The sequence below is a fragment of the Micromonospora sp. AMSO12t genome (assembly GCF_008806585.1).
Taxonomy (GTDB): domain Bacteria; phylum Actinomycetota; class Actinomycetes; order Mycobacteriales; family Micromonosporaceae; genus Micromonospora; species Micromonospora reichwaldensis.
On the sequence record NZ_WAAS01000033.1, the window covers coordinates 14,208 to 39,230 of the forward strand.

Annotated in this window: 24 protein-coding genes; 8 read left to right on the forward strand and 16 right to left on the reverse strand. The window is 73.1% G+C overall.

The genetic code is table 11. From position 1 onward, the window contains the following. Positions 1-108 precede the first annotated feature (108 nt). Positions 109-870: a FadR/GntR family transcriptional regulator gene (locus F6X68_RS07925; protein ID WP_225852054.1), complete on the reverse strand. Its 762-nt coding sequence runs from the start codon at positions 868-870 to the stop codon at positions 109-111. 145 nt (positions 871-1,015) lie between these two features. Here F6X68_RS07925 and F6X68_RS07930 point away from each other — a divergent pair, with 145 nt between their 5' ends. From F6X68_RS07930 to F6X68_RS07965, 8 genes are all read left to right on the forward strand, one after another. Then, a complete protein-coding gene (locus tag F6X68_RS07930; RefSeq protein WP_225852055.1) occupies positions 1,016-2,305 on the forward strand; it encodes a sugar ABC transporter substrate-binding protein in 1,290 nt (429 codons plus the stop codon). Between the two features lie 77 nt (positions 2,306-2,382). Continuing rightward, positions 2,383-3,333 carry a carbohydrate ABC transporter permease gene (locus F6X68_RS07935; protein ID WP_207914545.1) on the forward strand — a complete coding sequence of 317 codons (951 nt, stop codon included), beginning with the start codon at positions 2,383-2,385 and terminating at the stop codon, positions 3,331-3,333. After that, positions 3,330-4,145, forward strand: coding sequence for a carbohydrate ABC transporter permease (locus F6X68_RS07940; protein WP_151453636.1), 816 nt, complete (start codon positions 3,330-3,332; stop codon positions 4,143-4,145). Before F6X68_RS07935 ends, F6X68_RS07940 begins: the two co-directional genes overlap by 4 nt. A 7-nt stretch (positions 4,146-4,152) precedes the next feature. Next, positions 4,153-5,301 (forward strand): galactonate dehydratase, encoded by a 1,149-nt coding sequence (dgoD, locus tag F6X68_RS07945; RefSeq protein ID WP_151453637.1) that lies wholly within the window; start codon positions 4,153-4,155, stop codon positions 5,299-5,301. Positions 5,302-5,305: 4 nt separating this feature from the next. Beyond that, positions 5,306-5,944, forward strand: coding sequence for a bifunctional 4-hydroxy-2-oxoglutarate aldolase/2-dehydro-3-deoxy-phosphogluconate aldolase (locus tag F6X68_RS07950; protein WP_151453638.1), 639 nt, complete (start codon positions 5,306-5,308; stop codon positions 5,942-5,944). Further along, entirely contained in the window at positions 5,941-6,894 is a 954-nt protein-coding gene (locus F6X68_RS07955) for a sugar kinase (protein WP_151453639.1), read from the forward strand. The genes F6X68_RS07950 and F6X68_RS07955 overlap by 4 nt, the downstream gene beginning before the upstream one ends. Further along, positions 6,891-8,156, forward strand: a complete 1,266-nt coding sequence (gene manD, locus F6X68_RS07960; RefSeq protein WP_151453658.1) for a D-mannonate dehydratase ManD — start codon at positions 6,891-6,893, stop codon at positions 8,154-8,156. The genes F6X68_RS07955 and manD overlap by 4 nt, the downstream gene beginning before the upstream one ends. Continuing rightward, a complete protein-coding gene (locus F6X68_RS07965) occupies positions 8,146-8,691 on the forward strand; it encodes a gluconokinase (RefSeq protein WP_151453640.1) in 546 nt (181 codons plus the stop codon). The genes manD and F6X68_RS07965 overlap by 11 nt, the downstream gene beginning before the upstream one ends. A 40-nt stretch (positions 8,692-8,731) precedes the next feature. On the opposite strand, the gene F6X68_RS07970 is transcribed toward F6X68_RS07965, so the two are convergent. The 15 genes from F6X68_RS07970 to F6X68_RS08040 all read right to left on the reverse strand — a co-directional run. Continuing rightward, entirely contained in the window at positions 8,732-9,148 is a 417-nt protein-coding gene (locus tag F6X68_RS07970; protein ID WP_151453641.1) for a YchJ family protein, read from the reverse strand. A gap of 67 nt (positions 9,149-9,215) precedes the next feature. Beyond that, positions 9,216-9,587, reverse strand: a complete 372-nt coding sequence (locus F6X68_RS07975) for a hypothetical protein (protein ID WP_151453642.1) — start codon at positions 9,585-9,587, stop codon at positions 9,216-9,218. A 54-nt stretch (positions 9,588-9,641) separates the two neighbouring features. Then, entirely contained in the window at positions 9,642-10,637 is a 996-nt protein-coding gene (locus F6X68_RS07980; protein ID WP_151453643.1) for a methyltransferase, read from the reverse strand. Next, positions 10,634-11,812 (reverse strand): aminotransferase class V-fold PLP-dependent enzyme, encoded by a 1,179-nt coding sequence (locus F6X68_RS07985; protein WP_151453644.1) that lies wholly within the window; start codon positions 11,810-11,812, stop codon positions 10,634-10,636. The genes F6X68_RS07980 and F6X68_RS07985 overlap by 4 nt, the downstream gene beginning before the upstream one ends. Then, entirely contained in the window at positions 11,809-13,092 is a 1,284-nt protein-coding gene (locus tag F6X68_RS07990) for a tryptophan 2,3-dioxygenase family protein (protein ID WP_151453645.1), read from the reverse strand. Before F6X68_RS07990 ends, F6X68_RS07985 begins: the two co-directional genes overlap by 4 nt. Before the next feature lie 66 nt (positions 13,093-13,158). After that, positions 13,159-13,863, reverse strand: a complete 705-nt coding sequence (locus tag F6X68_RS07995; protein WP_151453646.1) for a tryptophan 2,3-dioxygenase family protein — start codon at positions 13,861-13,863, stop codon at positions 13,159-13,161. A gap of 450 nt (positions 13,864-14,313) precedes the next feature. Continuing rightward, a complete protein-coding gene (locus F6X68_RS08000) occupies positions 14,314-16,359 on the reverse strand; it encodes a glycosyl hydrolase family 28-related protein (RefSeq protein WP_151453647.1) in 2,046 nt (681 codons plus the stop codon). A 57-nt stretch (positions 16,360-16,416) separates the two neighbouring features. After that, the gene (locus F6X68_RS08005) at positions 16,417-18,801 is read right to left on the reverse strand and encodes a discoidin domain-containing protein (RefSeq protein ID WP_151453648.1); all 2,385 of its coding nucleotides are present in this window, start codon (positions 18,799-18,801) and stop codon (positions 16,417-16,419) included. A 164-nt stretch (positions 18,802-18,965) separates the two neighbouring features. Beyond that, positions 18,966-19,970, reverse strand: a complete 1,005-nt coding sequence (locus tag F6X68_RS08010) for an LLM class flavin-dependent oxidoreductase (protein ID WP_151453649.1) — start codon at positions 19,968-19,970, stop codon at positions 18,966-18,968. Then, a complete protein-coding gene (locus F6X68_RS08015) occupies positions 19,967-20,293 on the reverse strand; it encodes a TIGR04076 family protein (RefSeq protein WP_151453650.1) in 327 nt (108 codons plus the stop codon). The genes F6X68_RS08010 and F6X68_RS08015 overlap by 4 nt, the downstream gene beginning before the upstream one ends. After that, complete coding sequence (locus F6X68_RS08020; protein ID WP_151453651.1) at positions 20,290-20,667, reverse strand: nuclear transport factor 2 family protein; 378 nt, start codon at positions 20,665-20,667, stop codon at positions 20,290-20,292. Before F6X68_RS08020 ends, F6X68_RS08015 begins: the two co-directional genes overlap by 4 nt. A gap of 42 nt (positions 20,668-20,709) precedes the next feature. Further along, a complete protein-coding gene (locus tag F6X68_RS08025) occupies positions 20,710-22,356 on the reverse strand; it encodes a DUF885 domain-containing protein (protein ID WP_151453652.1) in 1,647 nt (548 codons plus the stop codon). Further along, positions 22,353-23,591: an amidohydrolase family protein gene (locus F6X68_RS08030; protein ID WP_151453653.1), complete on the reverse strand. Its 1,239-nt coding sequence runs from the start codon at positions 23,589-23,591 to the stop codon at positions 22,353-22,355. The genes F6X68_RS08025 and F6X68_RS08030 overlap by 4 nt, the downstream gene beginning before the upstream one ends. Before the next feature lie 10 nt (positions 23,592-23,601). After that, positions 23,602-24,585: an ABC transporter ATP-binding protein gene (locus F6X68_RS08035; RefSeq protein ID WP_151453654.1), complete on the reverse strand. Its 984-nt coding sequence runs from the start codon at positions 24,583-24,585 to the stop codon at positions 23,602-23,604. Continuing rightward, on the reverse strand, positions 24,582-25,023 hold a 442-nt coding region (locus F6X68_RS08040), incomplete at its 5' end, for an oligopeptide/dipeptide ABC transporter ATP-binding protein (protein ID WP_151453655.1). The genes F6X68_RS08040 and F6X68_RS08035, both read right to left, overlap by 4 nt.

Genomic DNA, 25,023 nt, shown 5'->3' on the forward strand with positions numbered 1-25,023 from the left:
AGTTGGAACGACCACCGGTGGCCGTCGAGGTCCCGGAGTCCGCGCCCGCGCAGGGCCGTCGGCGCCGAGCCGCCCGCGCCGGTACGCCGCCAGCCCGGCGGGTCGCGCTCAGGCGCCGGCAGTCTCGCCGGTCTGCTCCCAGATCGAGCTCATCTCGTCGAAGGCCTGCTCCATGAGCTGCACCATGGCCCGCCGGGCACGCTCGCCGTCGCGCCGCTGGATCGCCTGGGCCACCTCGGCGTGCAGTTGGAGGGCCTGCTCGTGCGGGTGGTGCGGCATCAGGTGGTGCTGGTGCCGGCCGGTGAGCACCTCCGCGATCAGGTCCTGCAACCGGACGAACATCTCGTTGCCGGAGGCGACCAGGATCCGGCGGTGGAATTCTATGTCGAGCTGGAGGAAGCGCTCCTCGTCCCCAGCCTTGCCGGCGGCCCACATCTTCGCCGCGAGCCCGACCAGGTCGCTCGCCTCGTCGTGGCCGACCCGGTTGGCGGCCAGCCAGGCGGCGTGCGGCTCGATGGCGGTCCGCAGCTCGGTGATCGAGCGTAGCTGGACGATGCGGCCGGCCGAGGCGAGCCGCCAGCGGATCACCTGCGGATCGAAGACGTTCCAGTCCTCCGACGGGCGGATCATGACCCCGACGCGGCGGCGGGTCTCGATGAACCCGATCGAGGCGAGCACCCGCAGCACCTCGCGGACGACCGAGCGGGACACGGCGTAGCGGTCGACCAGGTCGTCGATGTTGAGCACCGACCCGGGTGTCAGCTCGCCGTCACAGATGGCCGTGCCGAGGCGATCGAGGACGCGTGCGTGCAGGCCAGCCTCGACAGGGGCGAGCTGGGCGGCCACAGCCCCCGAGGAGGACGATTTCACGTCATGGAGCATATCAGTTGGGCCTACCCCTTGTATAAATCTGTTTTTTCGGCCTAGCATCCGGTTGTTAAGCGGATGTAAACCGCGAGGTGGCGGCCCACCCGTCAGGGCGGCGGCCACGGCCACGGCATAAGGAGAGATGGACGTGAGACGTCGATCAGTTATTGGGACTTCCCTGGCGATGGTCGTCGCCCTCGGCCTGTCCGCCTGCGGTGGCGGCGGGGACGACGCCGGCGGCTCGAACACCGTTCGCGTGACGCTGGTGAACCACGTCTGGACGGAGAACATCAAGAAGGCCCTGCCGGAGTTCGAGAAGCAGTCGGGCCTGAAGGTGGAGGTCACCCAGCTCGGTGAGGACCAGCTCTCCGACCAGTACAACGTCAAGCTGAACGCCGGGTCCACCGACCTGGACGTGATGATGTACCGGCCGCTGCAGGAGGGGAAGCTGTTCGCCAAGAACAAGTACCTCGCCGACCTGACGGAGAAGAGCAAGTCGGACAGCGCGTTCGAGATCGCCGACTTCCAGTCCGGACCGGTGCAGGCCACCACGTACGAGGACAAGGTGGTCGGCGTGCCGATCATCACCGAGCAGGAGGTCCTCTACTACCGCAAGGACCTGCTGGAGAAGTCCGGCTTCACCGCCCCGCCGAAGACCCTCGACGAGCTCAAGGCGCAGGCGGCGAAGGTCGAGGCGGACAACCCGGGCGTGGCGGGCTTCGTGTCCCGCACCGGCAAGGCCGCCGCCGTCACCCAGTTCTCCAGCTTCCTCTACAGCTTCGGCGGCGACTTCGTTGACGCCAGCGGCAAGGCCTCGATCAACACCGAGCAGGCCAAGCAGGCGTACGCCTACTACGGCGGGATGCTGCGTGAGCACGGCCCGGAGAACATCAGCACCGACATGAGCTGGTCCGAGGCGATGGCGATCTTCACCCAGGGCAAGGCGGCCTTCTACACCGAGGCCAACTCGCTCTACAAGAACGCCACCGACCCGGCCAAGTCGAAGGTCTCCGAGACCGTCGGGTTCGCGGCCTTCCCGGCCGGCCCGGCCGGCTCGAAGCCGTACAACATCCCGTCCTGGGCGCTCGGCGTCAACGAGGCGTCCAAGAACCAGGACAACGCCTGGAAGTTCATCCAGTGGGCGGCCGGCAAGGAGCAGGCGCTGGCGCAGCAGAAGGCCGGCGTGCCCAGCGCCCGTACCTCCGTCTGGGAGAACCCGGAGGGCGCGGCGACCTACCCGAAGGACCTCGCCGAGGCCACCACGGTCAGCACCGCCAACGGCGTGGGCCACGACCGGCCGCTGGTCGAGAAGGTCGCCCAGGCGCGGGAGATCGTCGGCCAGCCGATCGTCGACGCGATCACCGGCAAGGACGCGGCCGCCTCGGCGGACGCGGCCAACGAGGCGTTCCAGAAGTTCCTCGACGACGAGGCGAAGTAGCCCGAAGCGCAGGTGGCGGAGCCGACCGGCTCCGCCACCCCGCGTCGGGCCGCTGCCCTGACCCACCCGGAGACCTCATGTCAGCCGTCACCACACCAGTCAAAAGATCGCCCGAGGCGCGTCCGGCGTCCCCGGAGACCTCGGCCTGGTCGCGCTGGGCCAACGCGCACCGCAAGTGGCTCTTCGCGGCGCCCGCCATGTTGTTCGTCGCCGTGCTGATCATCTTTCCGGTGGCGTGGACCGGGTACCTCAGCCTGACCGACGCCGAGGGCTCGGTCCGTGCCGAGAGCTCGTTCATCGGCTTCCAGAACTACCTCGACGTGCTCGGCGACACCGACCGGTTCTGGCCGGCCGTGTGGCGCACCGCCCTCTTCACCGGCGTCGTGCTCTTCTTCGAGGTCGTCCTCGGCATGGCCATCGCCCTGCTGCTGTGGCGGCCGTTCCGCGGTGAGAAGTGGGTCCGGGTCGCGATCCTCCTGCCGCTGGTGGCCACCCCGGTCGCGGTCGGCATGATGTGGCGGCTGATCTTCGACCCCAACATCGGCATGGCCAACCAGGTGCTCGGCTGGGTCGGCATCGATCCCCAGCCCTGGCTCTCCGGGCAGAACTCGGCCCTGCCGACGACGATGTTCATCGACATCTGGCAGTGGACCCCGATGGTCGTGCTGATCCTGCTCGCCGGCCTGACGTCGCTGTCCGACGAGCCGCAGGAGGCGGCGCTGATCGACGGCGCCAGCACCTGGCAGCGGTTCCGGCACGTCACCCTGCCGCTGCTGATGCCCACCGTGATCGTCGCGATCCTGCTGCGCGGCATCGACGCCCTGAAGACCTTCGACATCCTCTACGCCACCAAGGGGCGCGGCGGCGGGTCGTTCCACGAGGTGGAGACCCTGAACGTGTACGCCTACGGGCTCAGCTTCGACTACAACGACTACGGCGTCTCATCGACCGTCCTCATCATCTTCTTCCTGATCATCATCGGGGTGATGTGGGCCCTGACCTACCGCAAGAAGGGGCTGGACCGATGAAGCTGCGCAGGCCGTACAAGATCTTCCGCACGGTGGCCCTCGTCCTCGTCGTGCTGTCGCTGATCGCGCCGCTGGTGTGGATGGTCGCCGCGTCGTTGAAGACGAACGTCGACATCTACGACACCGACAAGGCCTTCGTCTTCTCCCCGACGATGGACAACTACTCCAACGTGCTCCAGCAGGCGAACTACATCCAGTTCATCGGCAACAGCCTCTGGGTGGCGCTCGCGGCCACCGTGCTGTCGCTGCTGCTCGGCGTGCCCGCCGCGTACTCGATGAGCCGCTTCAACATGAAGAAGTCCGCGCTCGTCGTGCTCATGGCGCGGGTCATCCCCGGCGTCTCGCTGCTGGTGCCCTGGTACTACGTCTTCTCGAACCTGCAGATGGTCGGCGGGTTCACCGTGCTGATCCTCAGCCACATGTTCGTGTCGCTGCCGTTGATCGTCTACATCATGATGGGCTACTTCGACGGCCTGCCGACCGAGCTCGAGGAGGCGGCGCTCGTCGACGGGCTCACCCACATCGGCGCGTTCCGGCGGATCACCCTGCCGCTGTCGGTGCCCGGCATCGCCACCGCCGGCATCCTGTCGTTCATCTTCTCCTGGAACAACTTCATGTTCGCCCTCGTGCTGTCCGGGGCCGACACCAAGACGCTCCCGGTGGCGATCTTCGACTTCGTCGGCTACGCCAGCATCGACTGGGGCGGCCTGATGGCGGCGGCCACGGTGGTCACCCTGCCGATCATGCTGATCGCCCTGTTCGTGCAGAAGTACGTCGTCTCCGGCCTCACCGCCGGCGCCACGAAGGGCTGAGGACGCCATGACCACGATCGAACGGGTGGAGACCTTCCTCGTCGCGCCGCGCTGGCTGTTCGTCCGGGTCGAGACGTCCTCCGGGATCGTCGGCTGGGGCGAGGCGACCTGCGAGGGCCGGTCCGAGACCGTCCGCACCGCCGTCGAGCAGCTCAGCGAGATGCTGGTCGGCCGGGACGCGCTGCGCATCGAGGACCACTGGCAGGTCATGACCAAGGGCTCGTTCTACCGGGGCGGGCCGATCCTGGCCAGCGCCGTGGCCGGGCTCGACCAGGCGCTGTGGGACATCGCCGGCAAGCACTTCGGCGCGCCGGTGCACCAGCTGCTCGGCGGCCCGGTCCGGGACCGGATCCGGGTCTACGGCTGGGTCGGCGGCGACGAGCCGAGCGAGGTACGCGACCAGATCGCCGCCGCCGTCGCCACCGGCCTGACCGCGGTGAAGATGAACGCCTCCGGCCGGATGAGCAGCGTGGCGTCCGTCGCCGAGATCGACGGCGTGGTGCAGCGGGTGGCCGCCGCCCGCGAGGTGCTCGGCGACGAGCGGGACGTGGCGGTCGACTTCCACGGCCGGTTCACCCTCGCCACCGCCCGCCGGGTCGCCCCGCTGCTCGAGCCGTACCGGCCGTTCTTCCTGGAGGAGCCGGTGGTGCCGGAGAACTCGCACCTCATCGGCGAGTTCGTCCGTTCCACCACCACGCCGGTGTCGACGGGGGAGCGGCTCTACAACCGGCAGGAGTTCCTGCCGGTGCTCCAGGCCGGCATCGCGGTCGCCCAGCCGGACCTCTCGCACGCCGGCGGCATCACCGAGGTGCGCAAGATCGCCGCGCTGGCCGAGGTGTACGACGTGCAGCTCGCCCCGCACTGCCCGCTCGGGCCGATCGCGCTCGCCGCCTGCCTCCAGGTCGGCTTCGCCACGCCGAACTACCTGATCCAGGAACAGAGCATCGGCATCCACTACAACCTCGGCGCCGAGGTGCTCGACTACTGCCTCGACAAGACCCCGCTGACGTTCGTCGACGGGTACGTCGAGCGGCTCACGGCACCCGGCCTCGGCATCGAGATCGACGAGCACGCCGTACGGGCGGCGGACAAGCGCGGACACGCGTGGCGCAGCCCCACGTGGCGGCACCGCGACGGCTCCTACGCGGAATGGTGATCACATGACCGTCAACCTGACCGCCGAACTGACCGCGGCGCGCATCCTCGCGATCATCCGCGGCACCGACACCGCCGCCGCGATCGCCGCCGGCACCGCGCTGCTCCAGGAGGGCGTACGCGTCGTCGAGGTGGCCCTGACCACGCCGGACGCCCTCGGGGCGATCGAGGCGCTGCGCGCGGCGGCCCCCGCCGGGTCGCTGGTCGGGGCCGGCACGGTGCTCACCACCGCCGACGTCGCCGACGTGGCCGCCGCCGGCGCGCAGTTCGTGGTGACGCCGGCCGTGGTCGAGTCGATCGCCAAGGCGGCGCGCCGCGGCCTCCCGGTGGCCGCCGGGGCGCTCACCCCGACCGAGGCCTACACCGCGGTGCGGATGGGGGCGTCGGCGGTCAAGCTCTTCCCGGCGTCGGTCGGCGGCCCGGCGTACCTCAGGGCGGTGCGCGACCCCTTCCCGGACATCCCGTTCGTCGCGGTCGGCGGCGTCGGCCGCGACGACGTGCCCGGCTACTTCCGGGCCGGCGCGATCGCGGTCGGCCTCGGCGGCCCCCTGGTCGGCGACGCCGCCTCCGGCGGCGACCTGGACGCCCTGCGGGCGCGGGCGCGCAGCTACCTCGCCGCCGTGCGGGAGTCGACGCCGTCATGACCGCACCCGACCTGCTCACCGTCGGCGAGGCCCTGGTGTCGCTGCGCTCGGCCGGCCCGCTCGCCGCCGGAGGGCCGCTGACCATGCACCTGGCCGGCGCCGAGTCCAACGTGGCCGTCGCGGTGGCCCGGCTGGGCCACCGGGCCGCGTGGGTCGGCCGGGTCGGCGCCGACGAATTCGGCGAGTACGTGCTGCGCCAGCTGCGCGCCGAGGGCGTCGCCGTCGACGGCGTGACCCGCGACCCGGACCGGCCGACCGGCCTGATGTTCCTGGAGCGGCGCACCGCCGACCTGACCCGGGTGCAGTACCACCGGGCCGGATCGGCCGGCTCCGCCCTCGGCGTCGACGACCTGCGGGCGCCGCTGGCCGCCGGCGCGCGGATGCTGCACCTGAGCGGCATCACCCCGGCGCTGTCCGACACCGCCCGCGCGGCCACCCGGTGGGCGGCCGAGGCAGCCGTCGCCGCCGGCATCCCGGTCTGCCTCGACGTCAACCACCGCGAACGCCTCTGGTCGCGCGACACCGCCCGCGAGGTGCTCACCCCGCTGGCCGGGTACGCCTCGACCGTCGTCGCCTCCGCCGACGAGCTGGACCTCGTCGGCGACCCCGGGGCCGACGAGTCCACCGTCGTGGCGGACCTGCTGCGCCGCGGCGTGGACACGGTCCTGGTCAAGCTGGGCTCCGACGGCGCCCGCGCGCACACCCGCGACGGGGTCCGGCAGGCCGAGGCGCTGACCGTGACCGCCGTCGATGCCGTCGGCGCCGGGGACGCGTTCACCGCAGGCTACCTGTCCGGCTGGTTCGACGGGCTCGACCTGGCCGGTCGGCTGCGCCGCGCGGCCACCCTCGGCGCCTTCGCGGTCTCCAGCCCCGGCGACTGGGAAGGGCTGCCGCGCCGCGCCGAACTGTCCCTCCTCGACGGCCACGAGGCCGGCGACGTCCTCCGCTGACCACCGAGCACCCCGAAGAAGAAAGGCACCCCGTGAAGATCGTCGCCGCTGACGTCATCGTCTCCAGCCCCGACCGCAACTTCGTCACCCTGAAGATCACCACGGAGGACGGCGTCACCGGCCTGGGCGACGGCACCCTCAACGGACGGGAACTCTCGGTCGCCTCGTACCTGCGCGACCACGTCGTCCCGCTGCTGATCGGCCGGGACGCGCACCGCATCGAGGACGCCTGGCAGTTCCTCTACCGCTCGGCGTACTGGCGTCGCGGGCCGGTCACCATGGCCGCCATCGCGGCGGTCGACGTGGCCCTGTGGGACATCAAGGCCAAGGCCGCCGGCATGCCGCTGTACCAACTGCTGGGTGGGGCGTCGCGCACCGGGATCATGGCCTACGGCCACGCCTCCGGCCGGGACCTGCCGGAGCTGTTCGACTCGATCCGCCGGCACCTCGACGAGGGCTACCGCTCGATCCGGGTGCAGACCTCGGTGCCGGGCATCAACGCCGTGTACGGGGTCGCCGCCCAGCCCAGCGCCGACGGCAAGCGCTACGACTACGAGCCGGCGCAGCGCATCCCGCTGCCGGCCGAGGAGGACTGGGACACCCGCTCCTACCTGCGCCACCTGCCCGGCGTGTTCGAGGCGGTCCGCAACGAGTTCGGCCCGGAGCTGCCGCTGCTGCACGACGGCCACCACCGGATGACCCCCATCCAGGCCGCCAAGCTGGGCAAGGCCCTCGAGCCGTACGACCTGTTCTGGCTGGAGGACTGCACCCCGGCGGAGAACCAGGAGGCGCTGCGGCTGGTCCGCCAGCACACCACCACGCCGCTGGCGATCGGCGAGGTCTTCAACACCGTCTGGGACTACCAGACGCTCATCCGCGAGCAGCTCATCGACTACGTCCGCTCCGCCGTCACCCACACCGGCGGCATCACGGCCATGCGCAAGCTGCTCGACTTCGCCGCCCAGTACCAGATCAAGTCCGGCATCCACGGCCCGACCGACATCTCGCCCGTCGGCATGGCCGCCGCCCTGCACCTGGACCTGGCCATCCACAACTTCGGCATCCAGGAGTACATGCGGCACGGGGCGCTCACCAACGAGGTGTTCCGGCAGTCGTTCACCTTCGCCGACGGCTACCTGCACCCCGGGGAGCAGCCCGGGCTCGGCGTCGAGCTGGACGAGGAGGCCGCCGCGAAGTTCCCGTACGTGCCGGCGTACCTGCCGTTCAACCGGCTCCAGGACGGCACCGTCCATGACTGGTGAGGGCGCGTCCCCGACGCGGCACGTGGTCGTGATGGGGGTGTCCGGCGCCGGCAAGACGACCGTGGCCCGGGGCATCGCCGCCCGTACCGGACTGGTCTTCGCCGAGGCCGACGAGTTCCACACGCCGGAGCACGTGGCGCAGATGCGCGCCGGCGTGCCGCTGGACGACGCCGCCCGACTGCCCTGGCTGCGCGAGCTGGCGGGCTGGATGGCCGCCCGCGCCGCCGAGGGCGTGTCGACGGTGCTGGCCTGCTCGGCGCTGCGGCGGTCCTACCGCGACACGCTGCGGCAGGGGCCGCCGAGCGTCGAGTTCGTCCACCTGGACGGCGCCGCCGAGGTGATCCGGGAGCGGATGGCCCGGCGTGCCGGGCACTTCATGCCGCCGAGCCTGCTGGAGTCGCAGCTGGCCACCCTGGAACAGCACCACCCCGACGAGTCGGTGCTGGTGCTCGACCTGTCGCTGACGCCTGACGAACTCGTCTCGGCGGCGGTCGACCGGCTCGGCCTGACGCACGGCGTCGCCGCCAACGGCTGAGCGCGTCCCGGTCGCGGTGCCCAGGCGCCGCGACCGGGCGTCAGTCGGGCAGCGCGTCGAGGTAGACCCAGCGGCCGTCCTCGCGGACGAACCGGCTGCGCTCGCTCTGCGTACCCGGCTGGCCGCCGGCGCGGTGGTGGGCCCGGAACTCGACGGTGCCGGTGGCGTCGAACAGCCCGCCCCGGTCGGTGTCGACGATCTCCAGGCCCGTCCAGCGCTGGCCGGGGTCGAGGTCGAGGGCGCCCGGCCGGGTCGAGGAGTGCCAGCTGCGCAGCAGGTATGCGGTGTCGCCGACGGCGAAGGCGCTGTACCGCGAGCGCATCAGCGCCTCGGCGGTCGCCGCGTCCGCCTCGCCCCGGTGCAGCCGCCCGCAACATCCGGCGTACGGCTGGCCGGCGCCGCAGGGGCAGGGCCGGTCACGGTCGTCGGCCGCCCGCCGGCGGGATAGCTTCGCCACCGGCCCATTCTGGCCGACGCCCCGGCGCCGCCGGCGTCCGGACCCCGCCGCGCGTCGTGGTGCCGGCTCAGCCGGCGCTCGTCCGGGGCGCCCGTCGGGTGCCGAACGACTCCATGGTCGTCGCCTTGCGGGCCGGGGCCTTCGAGGCCGCGCCGGCGCGGGTCGCCGCGGCCTTCGCCGCCTTCTTCGCGGGCGCCTTCTTCGCGGGCGCGGCGGTGGCGGGCGCCTTGCGGGCGCGGCCCGGGGCCGCCGTGGCCGAGGTGTCCTTCTTCCGGGCCGCGCGGGCGGTCGTCGGGGTGGGCTTCCCGCCCGGGGACCTGGCCGCGGTCGCCCCGGTGGCCCGCTTCGTGGCCGTCGCCACCTTCTTCGCCGCCGCCGCCCGCTTCATCGGGGCCTTGCGCGCCCCGGTGGCCTTCCTGGCCCGTCCTGCGTCCGCCATCGTCGCTCCTCCGGAATCGGCCCTGGGCGCACGGTCTTCCCCCGGCCCCGGCGGTCAAACGCCGCCGGGCAGCACGGCCACCCGGTCGAAGCCGACCTCCTTGAGCAGGCCGGTGTAGAACTCGACCTCCCGCAGCCGGCTGACGCAGCTGTCGACCCCGATGAGGAAGTAGCTCCAGAAGAACTGCATCGCCAGCCGGTCCGGGGTGCGGAACTCCTCGCAGATCACCAGCAGCCCGCCCGGTTCGAGGGCCGCGTACGCCTTCTCGACCAGCCGGCGGGCGACGTCGTTCGGCCAGTCGTGCAGCACCCGGACGAACGCCATGGCGTCGTAGCCCGTGGGCAGCGGCTCGGCGAAGAAGTCGCCGCCGACGAAACCCAGCCGGTCGGCATGCCCCCCGCGGGCCGCGGTGGCCGCCACCAGCGGCGCCACGGCCGGCAGGTTGTACACGTCGGCCCGCAGCCCCGGGGCGTCGTCGAGGACGTGCGCGGCGAGCGTGCCGTCGCCCCCGCCGACGTCCAGCAGGCGACGCCGGTCCGGCCACAGCCGGTCGGCGTTGCGGTGCACCGTCTCGATCACCGGGCCGAGACCGACGGCCATGCTGCGCTCGAAGTCGGCGGTCTGCTCGTCGGTCTTCGGGGGCCAGGCGAAGTCGTCGTCGCTCATGCTCACCTCGCCCCGCAGGCTCTCGGCCAGCCGTCCGTGCAGCCGCCGCCAGGGGTAGCGGTCCCGGTCGCGTTCGACGGCGCCGGGGCCGACGACCGCCGTGACGGCGTCCCGGAGGCCGGGCACCGCGCGGTACGTGGCCGTCGTGATGTCGTCGCCTGGCTCACTGCGCTCGACGACGCCGAGGCTCTCCAGGCAGTCGAGGAACTTGTAGAGCCGCAGGGGCCGTACGCCGAACCGGGCGGCCAGCTCGCCGAGGCTCGCCGGCCCGGGCTCCAGCGCGTCGAGCAGTCCCATGCCGAGCGCGGTCTCCAGCACGTCCATGGCCTTGGGCCCGTTGGCGAGCAGACTCATCAGCGCCCGGGGGGACAGCGTGACCTTCACCGTTTCAGCTCCTCTTCCAGGGCGTCCATGAACGTGTCGATCTCGTCGAGGGTGTTGTAGACGTGCGGGCCGACCCGCAGGTGGCCCCGCCAGCTGCAGACCATGTCGCGCGCGACCAGCCGCCGCTTGACGGCCTCGCCGTCGGCGACGTCCAGGCAGACGACGCCGCCGCGCCGGTGCGGGTCCGTCGGGCTGACCACGTCGATGCCGGCCGCCGCGGCCCGGTCCAGGACCCGTTGGGTGCAGGCGAGCGAGTGCCGGCGGATCGCGTCGATGCCCACCCCGGCCAGCAGGTCCAGGCCGACCTGGGAGACCAGCGAGGTGAGGGGGAACGGGGTGCCGCCGGCGAACCGCCGGGCCCCGTCGGCCCAGCCGGTCGACGGCTGGAACGTGAACGCCCGGTCGCCGGCCTGCCAGCCGGTCGCCGCCGGTTCCAGCTCCGGGACCAGGCCCGGGCGGACGTAGAGGAAGGCGGTGCCGACCCCGCACAGCCACTTGTGCGCGCCGCCGAGGACCACGTCGACGCCGAGCGCCGTCACGTCCAGCGGCATCACCCCGACGCTCTGGAAGGCGTCGACCACCACCAGGGCGCCGACGTCGTGGGCGCGCCGCACCAGCCGGTGCAGGTCGATGGTGGCGCCGGAGGAGAAGCTGGCGTGCGGGACGCACACCAGCAGCGTGCGTTCGTCGACGCGCGCCTCGAGGGCGTCCTCGTCGAACCGCGGGCCGCCCGAGCCGACCACGTCGAGTCGGGCGCCGTAGCGGCGGAACGCGTTCCAGATGAACGGCACGGTCGGGTACTCGAGGTCGGTGGTGACGATCCGGTCGCGCGGCGGGCGGTAGTCGAAACAGGACGCGACCCGGGCGAGCAGCGTGCTGAGGTTCGCGTCCGTGACGACGCTGCCCGCCGGCGCGCCGATGAGGGCGGCGACCGAGTCGGCGTACCGGTCGAGGCCGACGTGCCAGCCCTGCCAGACCTCGTCGCGCCAGCTCCGCAGCGTCTCCCAGTAGCCGGTGAGGACGTGTTCCGCCCCTCTGGGCACCGCGCCGGTGGAGTTGTTGTTGAGATAGACGGCGCTCTGGAGCAGGGGGAACTCGGCGCGCAGGGCGGCGTGCGCGGTGGCGTCGAGGCACTCGGGCAGGTGCGCGTCGGGGTGCGGTTCGGGCGGGCTCACTCGGGGCTGCCTCCGGTCGGTGCGGTCGGGGACGGGGATCGGGAGTCGTCGGCGACGGAGGTGAAGACCGGGATGGACCGGACGGCGGCCAGGTAGGGCGTGCCCTCCGTGTAGCCGGTGCCGGGGCGGGGGCCGAGCATCCGGGTCGCCAGCCGGTGGTGCGTACGCCGCCACTGGACGACCGCAGCGGCGAACGACCGCATCTCCTCCTCGACCCGCTCGCCGCCGGGCGCGGCGAGCAGTCCGTCGCGTACGGCGGCCCGGAACGCGTCGTCGACCGACGGCCGCCCGGCGTGCACCCGGTCGCGGACCTCCGGCACCTGGTGGTAGGCGGCCGAGTCCAACCGCGACCCCTCCGGGGTACGGCACAGCGACTCCACCAGCTTGTAGGAGCGCGACTGGATGGCGCTCGCCCCCTCGGTGAACTCCCGGAAGGTCCGGAACGCCTCCGCCTGCATGGTGGCCAGCAGCGAGAACAGCGGTCCGGCGGCGGTGAGCTGCTCGCGGGCGTACGCCAGCCGCTCGACCGCCGGTCCTGCGTGGCCGGCGGTCAGGGCGGCGACGGTGGCGCGCAGCTCGTCGGCGATTCCCGCGAAGAGGCACTCGTACGCCTGGAGCACCCGGATGAACAGGTACTCGTCGTGTGTCACGTGGACCGGCAGCATGCTCAGCCGCAGCACCAGCTCCCCGGTGGGATCCGGGTCGGCGGCGAGGGCCCGCAGCTCGTCCGGGGTCGCCACCGCCTCCCGGTGGGGGACCATGCCGGCCAGGCCCAGCCGGACGAGAGCGGGGGACGCGGCCCGTACGCCGAGCCGGTAGCGCTTGGCCACCACGTCCCGGCTCGGGCGCCGCTCGGGCAGCAGGTCGGTGGCGCCGGAGGCGGCGGTCAGCTCGAAGGCCAGCGCGTCGGCGACCAGGCGGACGAGGAGCCGGTCCCGGTCCCGCCGGGCACCGACGGGGTCGGCGGCCGGCCCGTCGTCGACGTCGTCCCCGCAGGGCAGCCGAAGCAGCCGCAGCGCCAGGTAACTGCGGTAGTCGTACCGGCCGTCCCACTTGTCGAGCGCGGCGTCGAGGAAGTCACCCAGCAACCGGGCGTGGGCATCCCGCGCGGCCGCCGGCACCGTCGACTGCGCACGGGCCTGGTCGAGCAGGGCCAGCAGTTCCTTCTCGACGAAGTGTTTGCCGACCCGGCGATACTCCGCCAGCACGGCGGAGTATGGGAAACTGTCGGGCTCACCGGCACCGGACAGCCAACTCGTCAGTTCACGCACGAACCGCACCTCGACATTTCGGTCGCCACGCAGACAGGTGGGGAGGGATTGACAATTTCTGGTGGACGACGATTGTCAGGGACGACCGACCTGTGATTCGTTACCGGATTCGTCGGTGGGCTTCAGGCGGGCCCGCCACAGTTCGGGGAAGAACCGGTACCCGACGAGCTTGGCGAGCATCGTCGCCTCGGCGCCGTCCGGGGCGTGGCCCCCGACGCGCAGGGCGATCTGGTAGTGCCGCGTCCGCCACAGCGACACCCGCTCGTCCCACTCGACGAGCGCCTCGGCGAGCCGCTGGACGGGGTCCGCCGGATCCGGCCGGCCCAGTGTGGCCGGGTCGATTCCCTGGGCTTCCAGTTGCTCGGCGAACGCCCGGCCGAGCTGTCGGCTCGTGGCCTGGACCTGCCGCCAGCCGGGCGACTCCGCGCCGGATCCCTTGCCCAGCGCCGGTTGCATGGCCTGGAAGTCGGCCGGGGCCAGGTGCCGGAACATCTCCAGGTGGTCGGTGACCAGCTGGATTCCGAGCGTCGCCCGGGCCAGCAGCGACTCGGTCACCGCCAGCTCGCCGGCGCGCAGCCGGGTGACCGCCTCGGCCAGCTCGGCGGCGGCGAGTTTCAGCCACAACTCGGTGGACTGGTGCACCACCTGGAAGAGCAACTCGTCGCGGTGGAGCATCTCCTCCGGACGCCGTTGCAGGTCGAGCAGCGCGTCCAGCCGCATGTAGCGCGCATAGTCCGTGGCGCCGTCGCCAGGCAGCACAGGTGAGTGGTCCCGCTTCACGGAATTGTGTCCCCTTCGGTCGGCGTCGCCGCATCGGAAACCGACGGTGCGACAGCGCGTGCGGCGGCCATTATGCAACGACGAAAGGCAATGTGTCACGCCCCTGTCGCACACCGTGTCCGTTTTCGGAAAGGGGAGGGTTTCCGCCATTTTCGGCGACATTCACAAGGCGGTTTGTTAGCACATTTGGTCGATATTCGTCAATCGTGGTGAACGGCTGACCCGTCACACGGCCGGCGGGTGGGTGCGGGGTTGGGCCGACGGTTCCCGTCGGGCGGGGCACGAGAAAAGCCGCCGCCGTGCCGGGGTGTCCCGGTACGGCGGCGGCTGGCGGTGGCGCGGCGGAGTCGGCCGAGCCTACGATCGCCCCTCCGACCTGGCGCTGGGCACCCGCCGGACAGGACTGGCCGGTGCGGTGGGCGGCGGAGTCCACCGCCCACCGCGAGGGGCTCACCAGGCCGACGGTGGCGGTGGCGGCACGACCGGCGGCCGGTCGTCGCAGGTGATGGTGTTCGGCAGCTGCCACGGGGCCAGCCAACCGCCGTCGTTGCCGCCCAGGTCGGTGAGGGCGAACTCCGAGCCGGTCGCCGGGAAGTTGAACGACCCGCAGTTGTTGACGCCGACGGCGCCGACGTTGCGGGCGTCGACGTTGCGCAACGAGGCCGACCCCGCCGCCCGGGCGCTCAGCACGGAGGTGCCCGTGCCGTCGACCCGGATGTCCTGGAACCGGACGCCGGTGATGGAGTGGAGGTCCTTCACGGGCCAGTCGCTGACCAGCATGATGGCGTTGTACGTGTTGTCGAGGTAGCTGTCCCCGATCACCTCGATCCGCGCGTCGATGTCCCGGTCCAGCGCGTAGAACCAGATGGCCCCCAGCCCGATCTTCCAGTTCAGCTCGTACGTGCCGGCGCGGGCGGTGGTGTTGCCGGTGATCAGCAGCCGCCCGGTGAAGGGCTGCGCGCCGAAGCGGGAGCCGACCTGGATCGCGCTGCCCTCCCGCACCGGGTCGGCGACGAGGTTGTGCGACACGGTGAGGTCGGTGCCGCCGTAGAGGGCGATGCCGTTGGCCAGCACCGGGGACTGCACGGTGTTGTGGTCGAAGCGGTTGCGGGCGTTGCCGGCCTTCTCCGACCACATCGCGAGCCCGTCGTCGCCGCTGTTGCGGACGAAGGTGTGGGCGACCAGCGAGTCGGTGACGCCGGTGTGGAAGTTGAGCCCGTCCGCGATCTGGTCGACGATGATCGTGTTGGTGACCCGCACGTTGCTCATCGGCCCGTCGAACCAGATGCCCACCTTCGTGTGGCGCAGGTGCAGCCCGTCGATGGTGGAGTCGCTCATCGCGCCGCCGATCGCGTTGACCTGGTCGGTGTCGATGCGCTCGCGCACGTCGCCCTCGATGGCGAAGCCGGAGAGGTGCACGTTGCGGCTGCCGCCGTCGGCGGCGCTCCTGCCGTAGAAGCCGACGCCGGTGTGCACCGAGCCGTCCGGCGCGGGCGTGGGCAGGGCGACCTCGCGTCCCTTGATGATCGTGTACCAGCTGCCGGCGCCCTCGATCGTCACGTCGTCGACGATGATGTGCCGGTTGACCTGGTACGTGCCGGGTGGCAGGTAGACCGGTACGTCCGCCCGCCGGGCGAAGGCGATGGCCCGCTCCAGGGCGGCGGCGGAGTCGCGGCGGCCGGTCGGGTCGGCGCCGAAGGCCAGCACGTTCGCGGCGCGCAGCCGGACGCGCGGCGGGCCGACGAGTTCGGAGTCGAGCAGGTCGATCACCGTCCACGCCGCGTTGCTGCCGGCCGGGGCGGTGAGCCGGATCCGGTCGCCCGCCCGGTACGTCCGGCCGAGCAGCAGCCGCTGCTCGTCGTAGAAGTGGCTGGGGCGGAACGGGGTGGGGATGCTCGGGTACGGGGTGGTGGCCGCCGGCACGCACGAGCACTCGGTGATCCACCAGTCCGGGTGCAGCAGGCCGGCGGTCGGGTCGTTGGAGAACGGGTACTGGTTGTAGAGCCAGGCGTACTGCGAGGTGAGGGTCATCGTCCGGACCCGCCGGTCGTTGACCGCCACGTCCAGCGGGGCGGTGATGCCGCCGCCCTGCGGGGCGTCGGGGATGCTGTAGCGCACGGTGATCGCGTTGGCCGCGCGGGGCAGGACGAACTCGACGTACCGGCCGGGGGTCAGCCGGACGGCGCGGCGGCCGGAGGCCTCGGCGGGCAGCGTGTAGGCGGTGCGGTCGGGGCCGATGACCTCGCCGTCCGTGGTCGCGTTCTCCGCCTCCTGCTCGACGAAGTCGACGTCGGCGCCGCGCCCCGCGACCAGGTGCGGGTCGAGGCCGGCCCTGGTCACCACCGGTGCGATGCCGGCGGGCGGGGTGGCGGTGGCCGGGCCGGGCGCGCCGGCCAGGACGCCGAGGGCGGTCGCGAGCGCGACGGTGGCGGCGACCGCCGCCCGGGGCCGTCGCCGCGACGACGGTCCGGGCAGCGCAGATCTGCTCAGGGGCATGGCGTGACTCTTCTCGTGGTGGGACGGGTCCGGCCGCGCGGCCGGCAGTGACCGCCGCTACGCGGCGTACACCTCAAGCTGGGACAGCTGCGCCGCGGGCCAGCCGGTGTTGCCGGTGACGCGGATCCGCACGTACCGGCCGGGCGCCGCCGGGACGGCGATCGTCACCCGGTTGCCGGTGGCCGGATCGAAGACCCGGCCGGCCGGGGCGACGGGTGTGCTCCACGCGGTGCCGTCCGGGCTCACCTCGACGGAGAGGGTCTGGGTGCGTCGTTGCCAGGCGGCGGCGGGCGGGAGCCGGAGCACGACCTGTCCGACGGGGACGATCGCGCCGAGGTCCACCCGCACCCACTGCGGGAAGGCGTTGCCGGCGCTCTCCCAGTAGGTGTCCGCGTCGCCGTCGACGGTGTTGGCACAGCCGTAGGCCTGCACGTGGCTGCTCTCCGTCACCGACCTGCCCCGGGCGAGGTCGGCCCCGGGCGCCGGCGCGGTGGTCGCCGACACGGCGGCGGAGGGCGCCGACAGCGTGCCGGCGCCGTCCACTGCGACGACCGTGAAGGTGTACGTGGTCTGGGGCGTCAGCCCGCCGACGGTGGCGGAGGTGCCCGGGACGGACGCGACGGTCTGCCCGTCGCGGCGCACCTGGTAGCCGGTGATGCCGTCGGGGTCGGTCGACGCCGTCCAGGCCAGCGACACGCTGGTCGAGGTCCGGCCGGTCACCGTGAGGCCGCCCGGCGTGGTGGGCGTGGTGGGCGTGCCGGTCGCCGCGTACACCTTGACCTGAGCGAGTTGGGCCGCCGGCCAGGCGGTGTTGCCCGCGACGGTGACCCGGACGTGGCGGGCGGCGGTGGACGGCACGGTGAGGGTCGCGGTGTTGCCGGTCGCCGGGTCGAACCGGACCCCGACCGGCCCGGCGAGCGTGCTGAAGGACGTGCCGTCGGTGCTGCCCTGCACCGTCACCGTCTGGGTGCGCGCCTCCCAGCCGGCGGGCACGGCAAGGACGACCCGGGCCACCGGGTGGCTCGCGCCCAGGTCGACCCGCCACCACTGGGGGAAGGCGCCGTTGGCGGACTCCCAGTAGCTGTTCGGGTCGGCGTCGACGGCGTTGCCGGCGGCGAACGCGCCGTTCTGGCTGCTCGCCGACGCCGGCCGGCCAGCGGCCAGGTCGCCCCCGGGCTGTGGGCCGCCGCCGAGGACGGGCGGCGTCGGTCGTACGGGGGTCAGGGCGAGCTGCCCCTTGAACATCCGGCCGCCGTCGGCGGTGATCCGCAGGTAGTAGTCGGCGGAGCAAACGGTGCCGTCCTCGTCCAGCGCCCGGATGCCCGCCCCGGCCGGCGTCGTCGCCTGCGTCTCGCTGGTCTTGGCGATCTGGTTGCCCTCGTTGTACTCGTCGAACATGGAGACGTAGAGGCCCTGCGCGCCCAGCCGGGTCATGTTGTAGAGGTGCCGCCAGTAGAAGTCGCCGTGGCGGCGGTGCCCGGCCGACAGGTCGCCGGGCATCACGCAGGGCTGGTAGTCGATGCCGTGCGCCGCGCAGTCGGCCAGGTCGGGGAGGTTGACGTTGGTATGGAACCAGTCGAGCCCGTCGAGGGTGCCGGTGCGGCCGACCATCCACGGCGAGAGCATGTGGAACGCGTGGTAGACCTCGGAGAAGCCCGGCCGGGAGTCGTTGACGCCCTGCCGCCAGTAGGTCGGCACGCCGCCGATGACGTAGCAGCCCTGGGCCTTGAACCAGTTGACGACGTCGAGGCAGGCGGCCGGCGCGAACGGGCGGCCGTCGTCGTTGAAACCGAAGCCCCAGACGCAGACCACCGGCCGGCCGTTCTGCCGCGCGTACGCCGGTGAGGCGGTGTGCGCGGACATCCGGTCGAGCCAGTCCTGCTTGATCTGGGACTGCATCGCCGTCCAGCCGGTGACGTCGTACATGACGTAGAACTTGCGGCCGTGGCGTTCCGCCGCGCCACGGACCTTGACCGTCATGGCGTCGCGGGTCGGCCCCTCGTCGCCGAACGGGTTGAACCGTTGCAGGGCGGCGGTGTCGCAGCCGTGCTCCTGCATCCAGCGGAAGTGGGTGTCGACGGTCTGCTGGTCGTAGGAGGAGAAGAGCTGCGCCGGCTGGCCGTTGCCGAGCGGCGGGTACGCGGTGGTGTAGCCGCGGGCGTACTCCCGCATGTCGGGCCAGGAGACGATCGTGGTGTTGGCCGGGGAGGGCGACTGGAACCGGTCGCGGCTCCAGTGCCACCAGCCGCCGATGGGCGCGCCGTCACCGGGGCAGCTGAACCAGCCCTGGTAGCCGACCGAGACCTTGCCGACGACGTCGCCCGGCGGGCTGGCCGCGTACGCCGTGCCGCGCAGGGCGGAGACCAGGTCGGTGGGTGAGACGGCGGCGAGCGCCGAACCGGCGGCGAGGGATCCGATGAGTCTGCGACGGGACACCGCCATGGCCGTCTTCCTTCCGGTAGCGGAAAGGTATCGATGGCCATGGTGCAGTAGGCGACTCCACAATGCAAGAGCGAGACCCAGGAATGAAAGAACACGACCGGGCGTGGAAATTTGTCAGATGGGGGCGGGTCGTGAACCCCTTCCGGCCCGCCCCCACCGGGGCGTCACTCCCTGAGCAGCGGCAGCACCCGGCGGCCGAGCAGGTCGACGCCGCCGGCCGGGGTCAGCCCGTGCGGGGTGCCGAACTCCACCCGGGTGGCCCCGGCGTCGAACACCGCCGCGGCCTGCGCCGCGACATGTTCGGGCGTGCCGGAGAAGGCGAACAGGTCGAGCAGGTCCCCGCCGATCAGCGCGCCGGCGAGATCGTGCTCCTGGCGGGCGACGTGCTGCTGGATCCGCGCCAGCAGCTCCGGGTCGATGTCCACGTTGGGGTCGAGGGCGGCGACCACGGCGAGGTACATGGCGACCTCGGTGCGGGCCACCCGGCGGGCCAGGGCGCCGTCCTCGTCCACCACGGTGACCGCACCGATCACCACACCCACCTGGTCCCGGCCGGCGGGCGTGGCCTCGTCCAGCCAGGCGCGCATCGTCTTGGCCATCGCCGGGTTGGCCGACCCGCCGACCTTGATCTCCGAGGCGAAGGCGGCAGCCGTCCGGGCGGTCTGCTGACCCCACGTCCCCACCAGGACGGGCACGTCGGCGCGGACCGGGGCGTAGCGCAGCGCCGTGCCGGGCGCCACGGTGAACTCCCGGCCCGCGAAGCCGCCCTCGTCGCGGGAGAGCAGCAGCCGCACCACGTCGACCGTCTCGGTGATCCGGCGCAGCGGCCGGGCCTGCGGCACCCCGATCTGGTCGAGCCAGGTGCCCCGGGCCAGCCCGAGGTAGGCCCGCCCGTTCGACGCCAGATCCAGGGCGGCGACCTGCCCGGCGATCTCCACCGGGTGCATGGTGAACGGGTTCAGGCAGGCCGACCCGAGCCGGATCCGCCGGGTGTGCCGGGCGGCCACCAGCAGCGGGAAGATCGGCGGCTGGTACATCAGGTCGCCGAAGACCGACAGCACGTCGAAGCCGTGCCGTTCGGCGAGTTCGGCCAGTGCCGCGTACTCGTCGGCGCTCTTGTCGGACTGCAGTCCGATGCCGACGAGTCGGCGTCCGTCGTCGGTGCTCACGTCAGGTCTCCAGTGGGAATCTGCCGCCGGGCGGTCCGTTCGATGCGCATGATGACCCGCTCGTCCGGGTCCGGGCAGGCCACGTGACTGTCCCGGGCCAGCCAGTCCTCCGGCGGCAGCGGCCGCTGCTTGGCCGGCAGCAGCGGCAGGCACGCGGCGAGGGCGTAGAGGCAGAAGTGCTTGCCCGTCGGGATGCTGAGCCGGTTCGACTCGGTCAGGTCGATGTAGTCACCCGGCCGTAGGCCGCAGACGGACCGGCCCTCGATCCGCTCCACCACGACCCGCAGGTCGTAGAGGTCGGTGACCGGTTCCTCGGCGCTCATCGGACCGCCTCCGCGTGGTGGTGCACGATGCGCCAGCCCCGCTCGTCGCGGCGCAGCACGTCGGTCACCCGGAAACAGTCGTCCGGCTGCCCGCCCGCGTACCGGGCCCGCAGGACGTAGCGGACCAGGCCGGTGTCGTCCCACGACTCGACCCGGAACTGCTCGGGCGCGACCGAGGTGGGGGGCGCGGCCGGGCCCCGGTCCGCCGCCCGGCGGTCCCGCAGGTCGTCCAGGGCGGCCAGCCCGTCCAGCAGCTCGGGCGCGTCGGACTCCCAGATCGTCAGTTCGGGGTGCAGGCGGGCGTCGAACGCCGACCGGTCGCCCAACGACCGGTACATGTCGGTGATGGCGGCGGTGAGATCGTCAACGGTCATCGGGGCTCGCTTCCGGTCGGGGCGGACGAGGGTGACGGTGGATCAGGAGAGTTCGGCGAGGCGGGCACGCAGCGGATCCAGCCCCATCGGGCCGAGCCGCAGGGCGCGGTGGTGGAACCGCTTGCGGTCGAATCCCGCGCCCTCGCGCCGTTCGACCTCCCGGCGGGCCTGCTGCCAGAGCCGCGCCCCGACCTTGAAGGCCAACGCCTGCGCCGGCCAGCCCAGGTAGCGGTCGACCTCGAACCGCGCGGTCGCCGGGTCCAGCCCGGCGACGCGGACCAGGAAGTCCACGGCCAGCTCGGGGGTCCACCGGCGCGCGTCGGTGACGCCGTTCCCGGGCGGGATCGGCACGTCCAGGTGCAGGCCGAGGTCGATGACCACCCGGGCCGCGCGCCACATCTGCCCGTCGAGCATCCCGAGCCGCTCGGCGGGACCGGCGTAGAGGCCGAGTTCGTCGGCGAGGCGTTCGGCGTAATGCGCCCAGCCCTCGGCGTACCCGTGCACCTGGCACAGCGACCGCTGCCACGGGTGCAGCTCGGCGGTGGTGAGGGTGATCGCGTGCTGGAGGTGGTGCCCGGGCAGCCCCTCGTGGCAGAGCGTCCCGACGTGCCGCCACACCGGCACCGTCGACTCGCCGGGGGGCGTCGACCACCAGATTCCGCCCGGCCGCGTCAGCCCGGCGTCGGGCGGGGTGTAGTACATGACGCCGGAGGCGGCGGGGCTGAGCCGGCACACCACGTGGCGGGTGGCGGCCGGGATGTCGAAGTGCGGTCCGTCGAGGGCGTCGGTGAGCTGTTCGGTGCGCTCGCGCAGCCACCGCTCCAGGTCGGGCCCGACCGGCACCCGGCCGGCGGGGTCGGCGTCCAGCGCGGCCCGCGCCGACGCCACGTCGAGGTGGCCCAGCTCGGCGGCGACCGCCCGCTGCTCGGCGGCGGTGCGGGCCAGCTCCGCCCAGCCGTACGCGTACAGCTCGTCCAGGTCGACGGTCGCCCCGAGGAAGCTGCGCGCGGTGACGGCGTACAGGTCGCGGCCGACGCCGTCGACGTCGGTGGCCCGGGGCGCCAGCTCGGTGCGCAGGAACGCGGCGAAGTCCGCCGTCGCGGCGGCGGCCGACCGCGCCCCGGCAGCCAGCTCCCCGGCGAGCGGCCCGCCCGGGTGGCCGGCCACCAGCCGGCCGTAGAAGTCGTCGGCGGTGACCCATGCGGTGCACTGGTCGGCAACCGCCAGCACCTGCCGGCGGGCCACCAGGTGTCCCCGCTGCGCCGACCAGCGCAGCGTCTCGGCGTACTGGCCGAGGGCCGCGGGCACCCGGCGCAGGTGCGCGGCGACGACCGCCCAGTCCTCGTCGGTGGCGCGCGGCAGGTTGTCGAACACCTGCCGGACCAGGTGCACCGGCGTCGCCAGCGGGGCGAGCAGCCGGGTGGTGAAGCCCGCGTCGTACAGGTCGACCTCGCTGGCCAGCCGGTCGCGCAGCGCGCCCGCGAGGGCCCGCTGCGCCGTGCCGTCGGCGTCGGCGCCGGCCGCCGCCGTGGCGGTGCCACGGGCCAGCTCCGCGCGGGCCGCGAAGCCGTCGGGGGAGAGGTCCGCGAAGTGCGATCCGGGGGTACGACCCGCCGCCTCGGCGGCCTCCGGGTCCAGCTCGGCGAGCGCGTCGAGGTACCCGTCGGCGACCTCGGTGATGGTCGTCATCGGTCGAAGCCCAGGCGGCCGTGGTCGTCGCGGTATCCGACGCCGCCCTTGAGCACCGCGTGCAGGGTGCGCAGCGCGGACACCGACCGGGTGGGATCGTCGCGCAGGACCAGCAGGTCGGCGTGCTTGCCCACCTCGACGCTGCCGAGCGTGTCGGCCTGGCCCAGCCACTGCGCGGGGCGGATGGTGGCGGACTTCAGCGCGTCGGCCACGGGCATCCCGGCGTCCACCATGAACTCCAGCTCACGCACGGTCGCGGTCGTCTCGTCGTAGCCGGCGTGCGGCGGCATGTCGCTGCCCAGTGCGATCGGCACTCCGTTGCGGATGGCGTGCTGGAGGCTCTCCCAGTGCCGGGGCCCGGCGCCCAGGGCGCGGTCCATCAGCCAGCCCGGCACGCCGGCGTCGCGGAAGAACTGCTCGCAGCGGCTGACCACGATGGTCGGGACGTACCAGACACCCCGGTCGGCCATCAGCCGGGTCACCTCGTCGGTCAGCTCGTAGCCGTGCTCGACGCAGTCCAGCCCGAGTTCCACGGCGCGGCGCACCGACTCGGCGGGGCCGGCGTGCGCGGTGACCTTGCGGCCCCAGTCGTGCGCCACCCGGATCACCGCCGCCAGCTCGTCGTCGAGCAGCTGCGGGGTGTCGATCGACTCGAACTCGCCGGCGATGCCGCCGGAGATGCACACCTTGATGAGGTCGGCGCCGGCCCGGATCTGCTGCCGGGTGAGCCGGCGGAACCCGTCCGCCCCGTCGGCCTCCAGGGCGTCGGCCTCCCAGCCGTGCCCCCCGGTGCAGCAGAGGGCGTGCCCGGCGGTGAAGATCCGTGGGCCGTCCACCGCGCCGCGCTCGATGCCCTTGCGCAGGGCGAAGTCGGCGTACCGGCTCTCGCCGACGAGCCGGGCGGTGGTGACCCCGGAGTGCAGGGTCCGCCGCGCCGAGTCGGCCATCAGCAGCACCAGCTCGGCGAGGTTCGAGCGGTGCACCTCGTCGCCGAAGTGGCCGGGCAGGCCGAGCGAGAGGTGCACGTGCATGTTGGTCAGGCCGGGCATGACGTGGTCGCCGCGCAGGTCGACCACCCGGGCGCCCCCGGCCTCGGCGAGGACGTCGTCGACCGGGCCGACCGCGCGGATCGTGCCCTCGGCGCCGACCCAGATGCCCTGGTCGCGCTGGAGGTCGTCCCGCACGCCGTCGTAGAGCGCGAGGTTGACCAGGACCTGTTCGGTGGGGATGTGCATGCGGAGTCCTCTACGCGGCGGGCGCGGTGGTCGGCGCCACCGTCGGGTCGTTGAGCCAGCAGGCGGCGCTGCGGCCGCCGAGGTCGAGCGTGGGCGGCTGCTCGCCGCACGGCGCGAACGCGTGCGGGCAGCGCGGCCGGAACCGGCACCCGGTCGGCGCGTGCGCCGGGTCGGGCACCTCCCCGGCGAGCGTCCTGGGCAGCTGCGGGTGCGGGCCGATCTGCGGCACCGCGTCGATCAACGCCTGGCTGTACGGGTGCCGGGGCGAGCGCCACAGCTGACGGGTGGGCGCGGTCTCCACGATCCGGCCCAGGTACATCACCGCCGTGACGTCGGCGATCTCGTGCACCAGGGACAGGTCGTGCGAGATGAACAGCATGCCCATGTCCAGGTCCCGGACCAGCCCGACGAGCAGGTTGACCACCTGCGCCTGGGACGAGGCGTCCAGCGCGGTGACCGGCTCGTCCGCGATGATCATCCGGGGCTCCGGCGCGAGCGCCCGCGCGATGGCGAGCCGCTGCCGCTGACCGCCGGAGAACTGGTGCGGGTACCGCTCCGCGGCCCCGGCCGGCATGCCGACCCGGTCCAGCAGGTCGGCGACCCTCGCCCGGCGGGCGGCGCCGGTCACCGTGTCCGGCACCCCGTCGAGGAGTTGGGCGCCGATGGTGCGCCGGGGGTTCAGCGACGCGTACGGGTTCTGGAAGACCATCTGGAGCCCGACCTGCGGCTCCGGCCGGCGCCGCCAGCCGAGCGGGGTGACCGGGCGGCCGGCGAACCGGATCGCCCCGGCGCTCGGCGCGGCCAGCCCGACCGCCACCCGGGCCAGCGACGACTTGCCGCAGCCGGACTCGCCGACCAGGCCGACGATCTGGCCGGGCGCCACCTCGAGGCTCACCCCGGCCACGGCCCGCACCGGCCCCCGGCCGCGCGCCTTGTACTCGACCTCGACGTCGCTGATCTCGAGCAGGTTGCCCGAGCCGACGGGCTCGTTCATGCCGCCACCTCCAGGTGCGGACGGACCACGCAGGCCACCGACCGGTCGGCGCCGGCGGGGGCGAGCGGGGGCGGCGCGCTGCCGCAGGACGGCTCGGCGTACCCGCACCGGGGCTGGAACGGGCACCCGGGCGGCGCCTGCCCCGGCGCCGGCGGCCCGCCCGGGATGGGGCGCAGCGTGCCGACGGCCTGGGTGCCGTGCGGGCGGGCGCCGAGCAGCGCCGCCGTGTACGGGTGCCGCGGCGCGGTGAGCAGCGCCCCGGTGGGACCGGTCTCCACCACCCGCCCGGCGTAGAAGACGTACCCGCGGGTGGTGAGCGCGCTGAGCACCCCGAGGTCGTGGGTGATGAACGCGACGGCCAGCCCGGTCTCGGCGCGCAACTGGTCCAGCAGCGCCAGGATGCCGGCCTGCACCGTCACGTCGAGCGCGGTGGTGGGC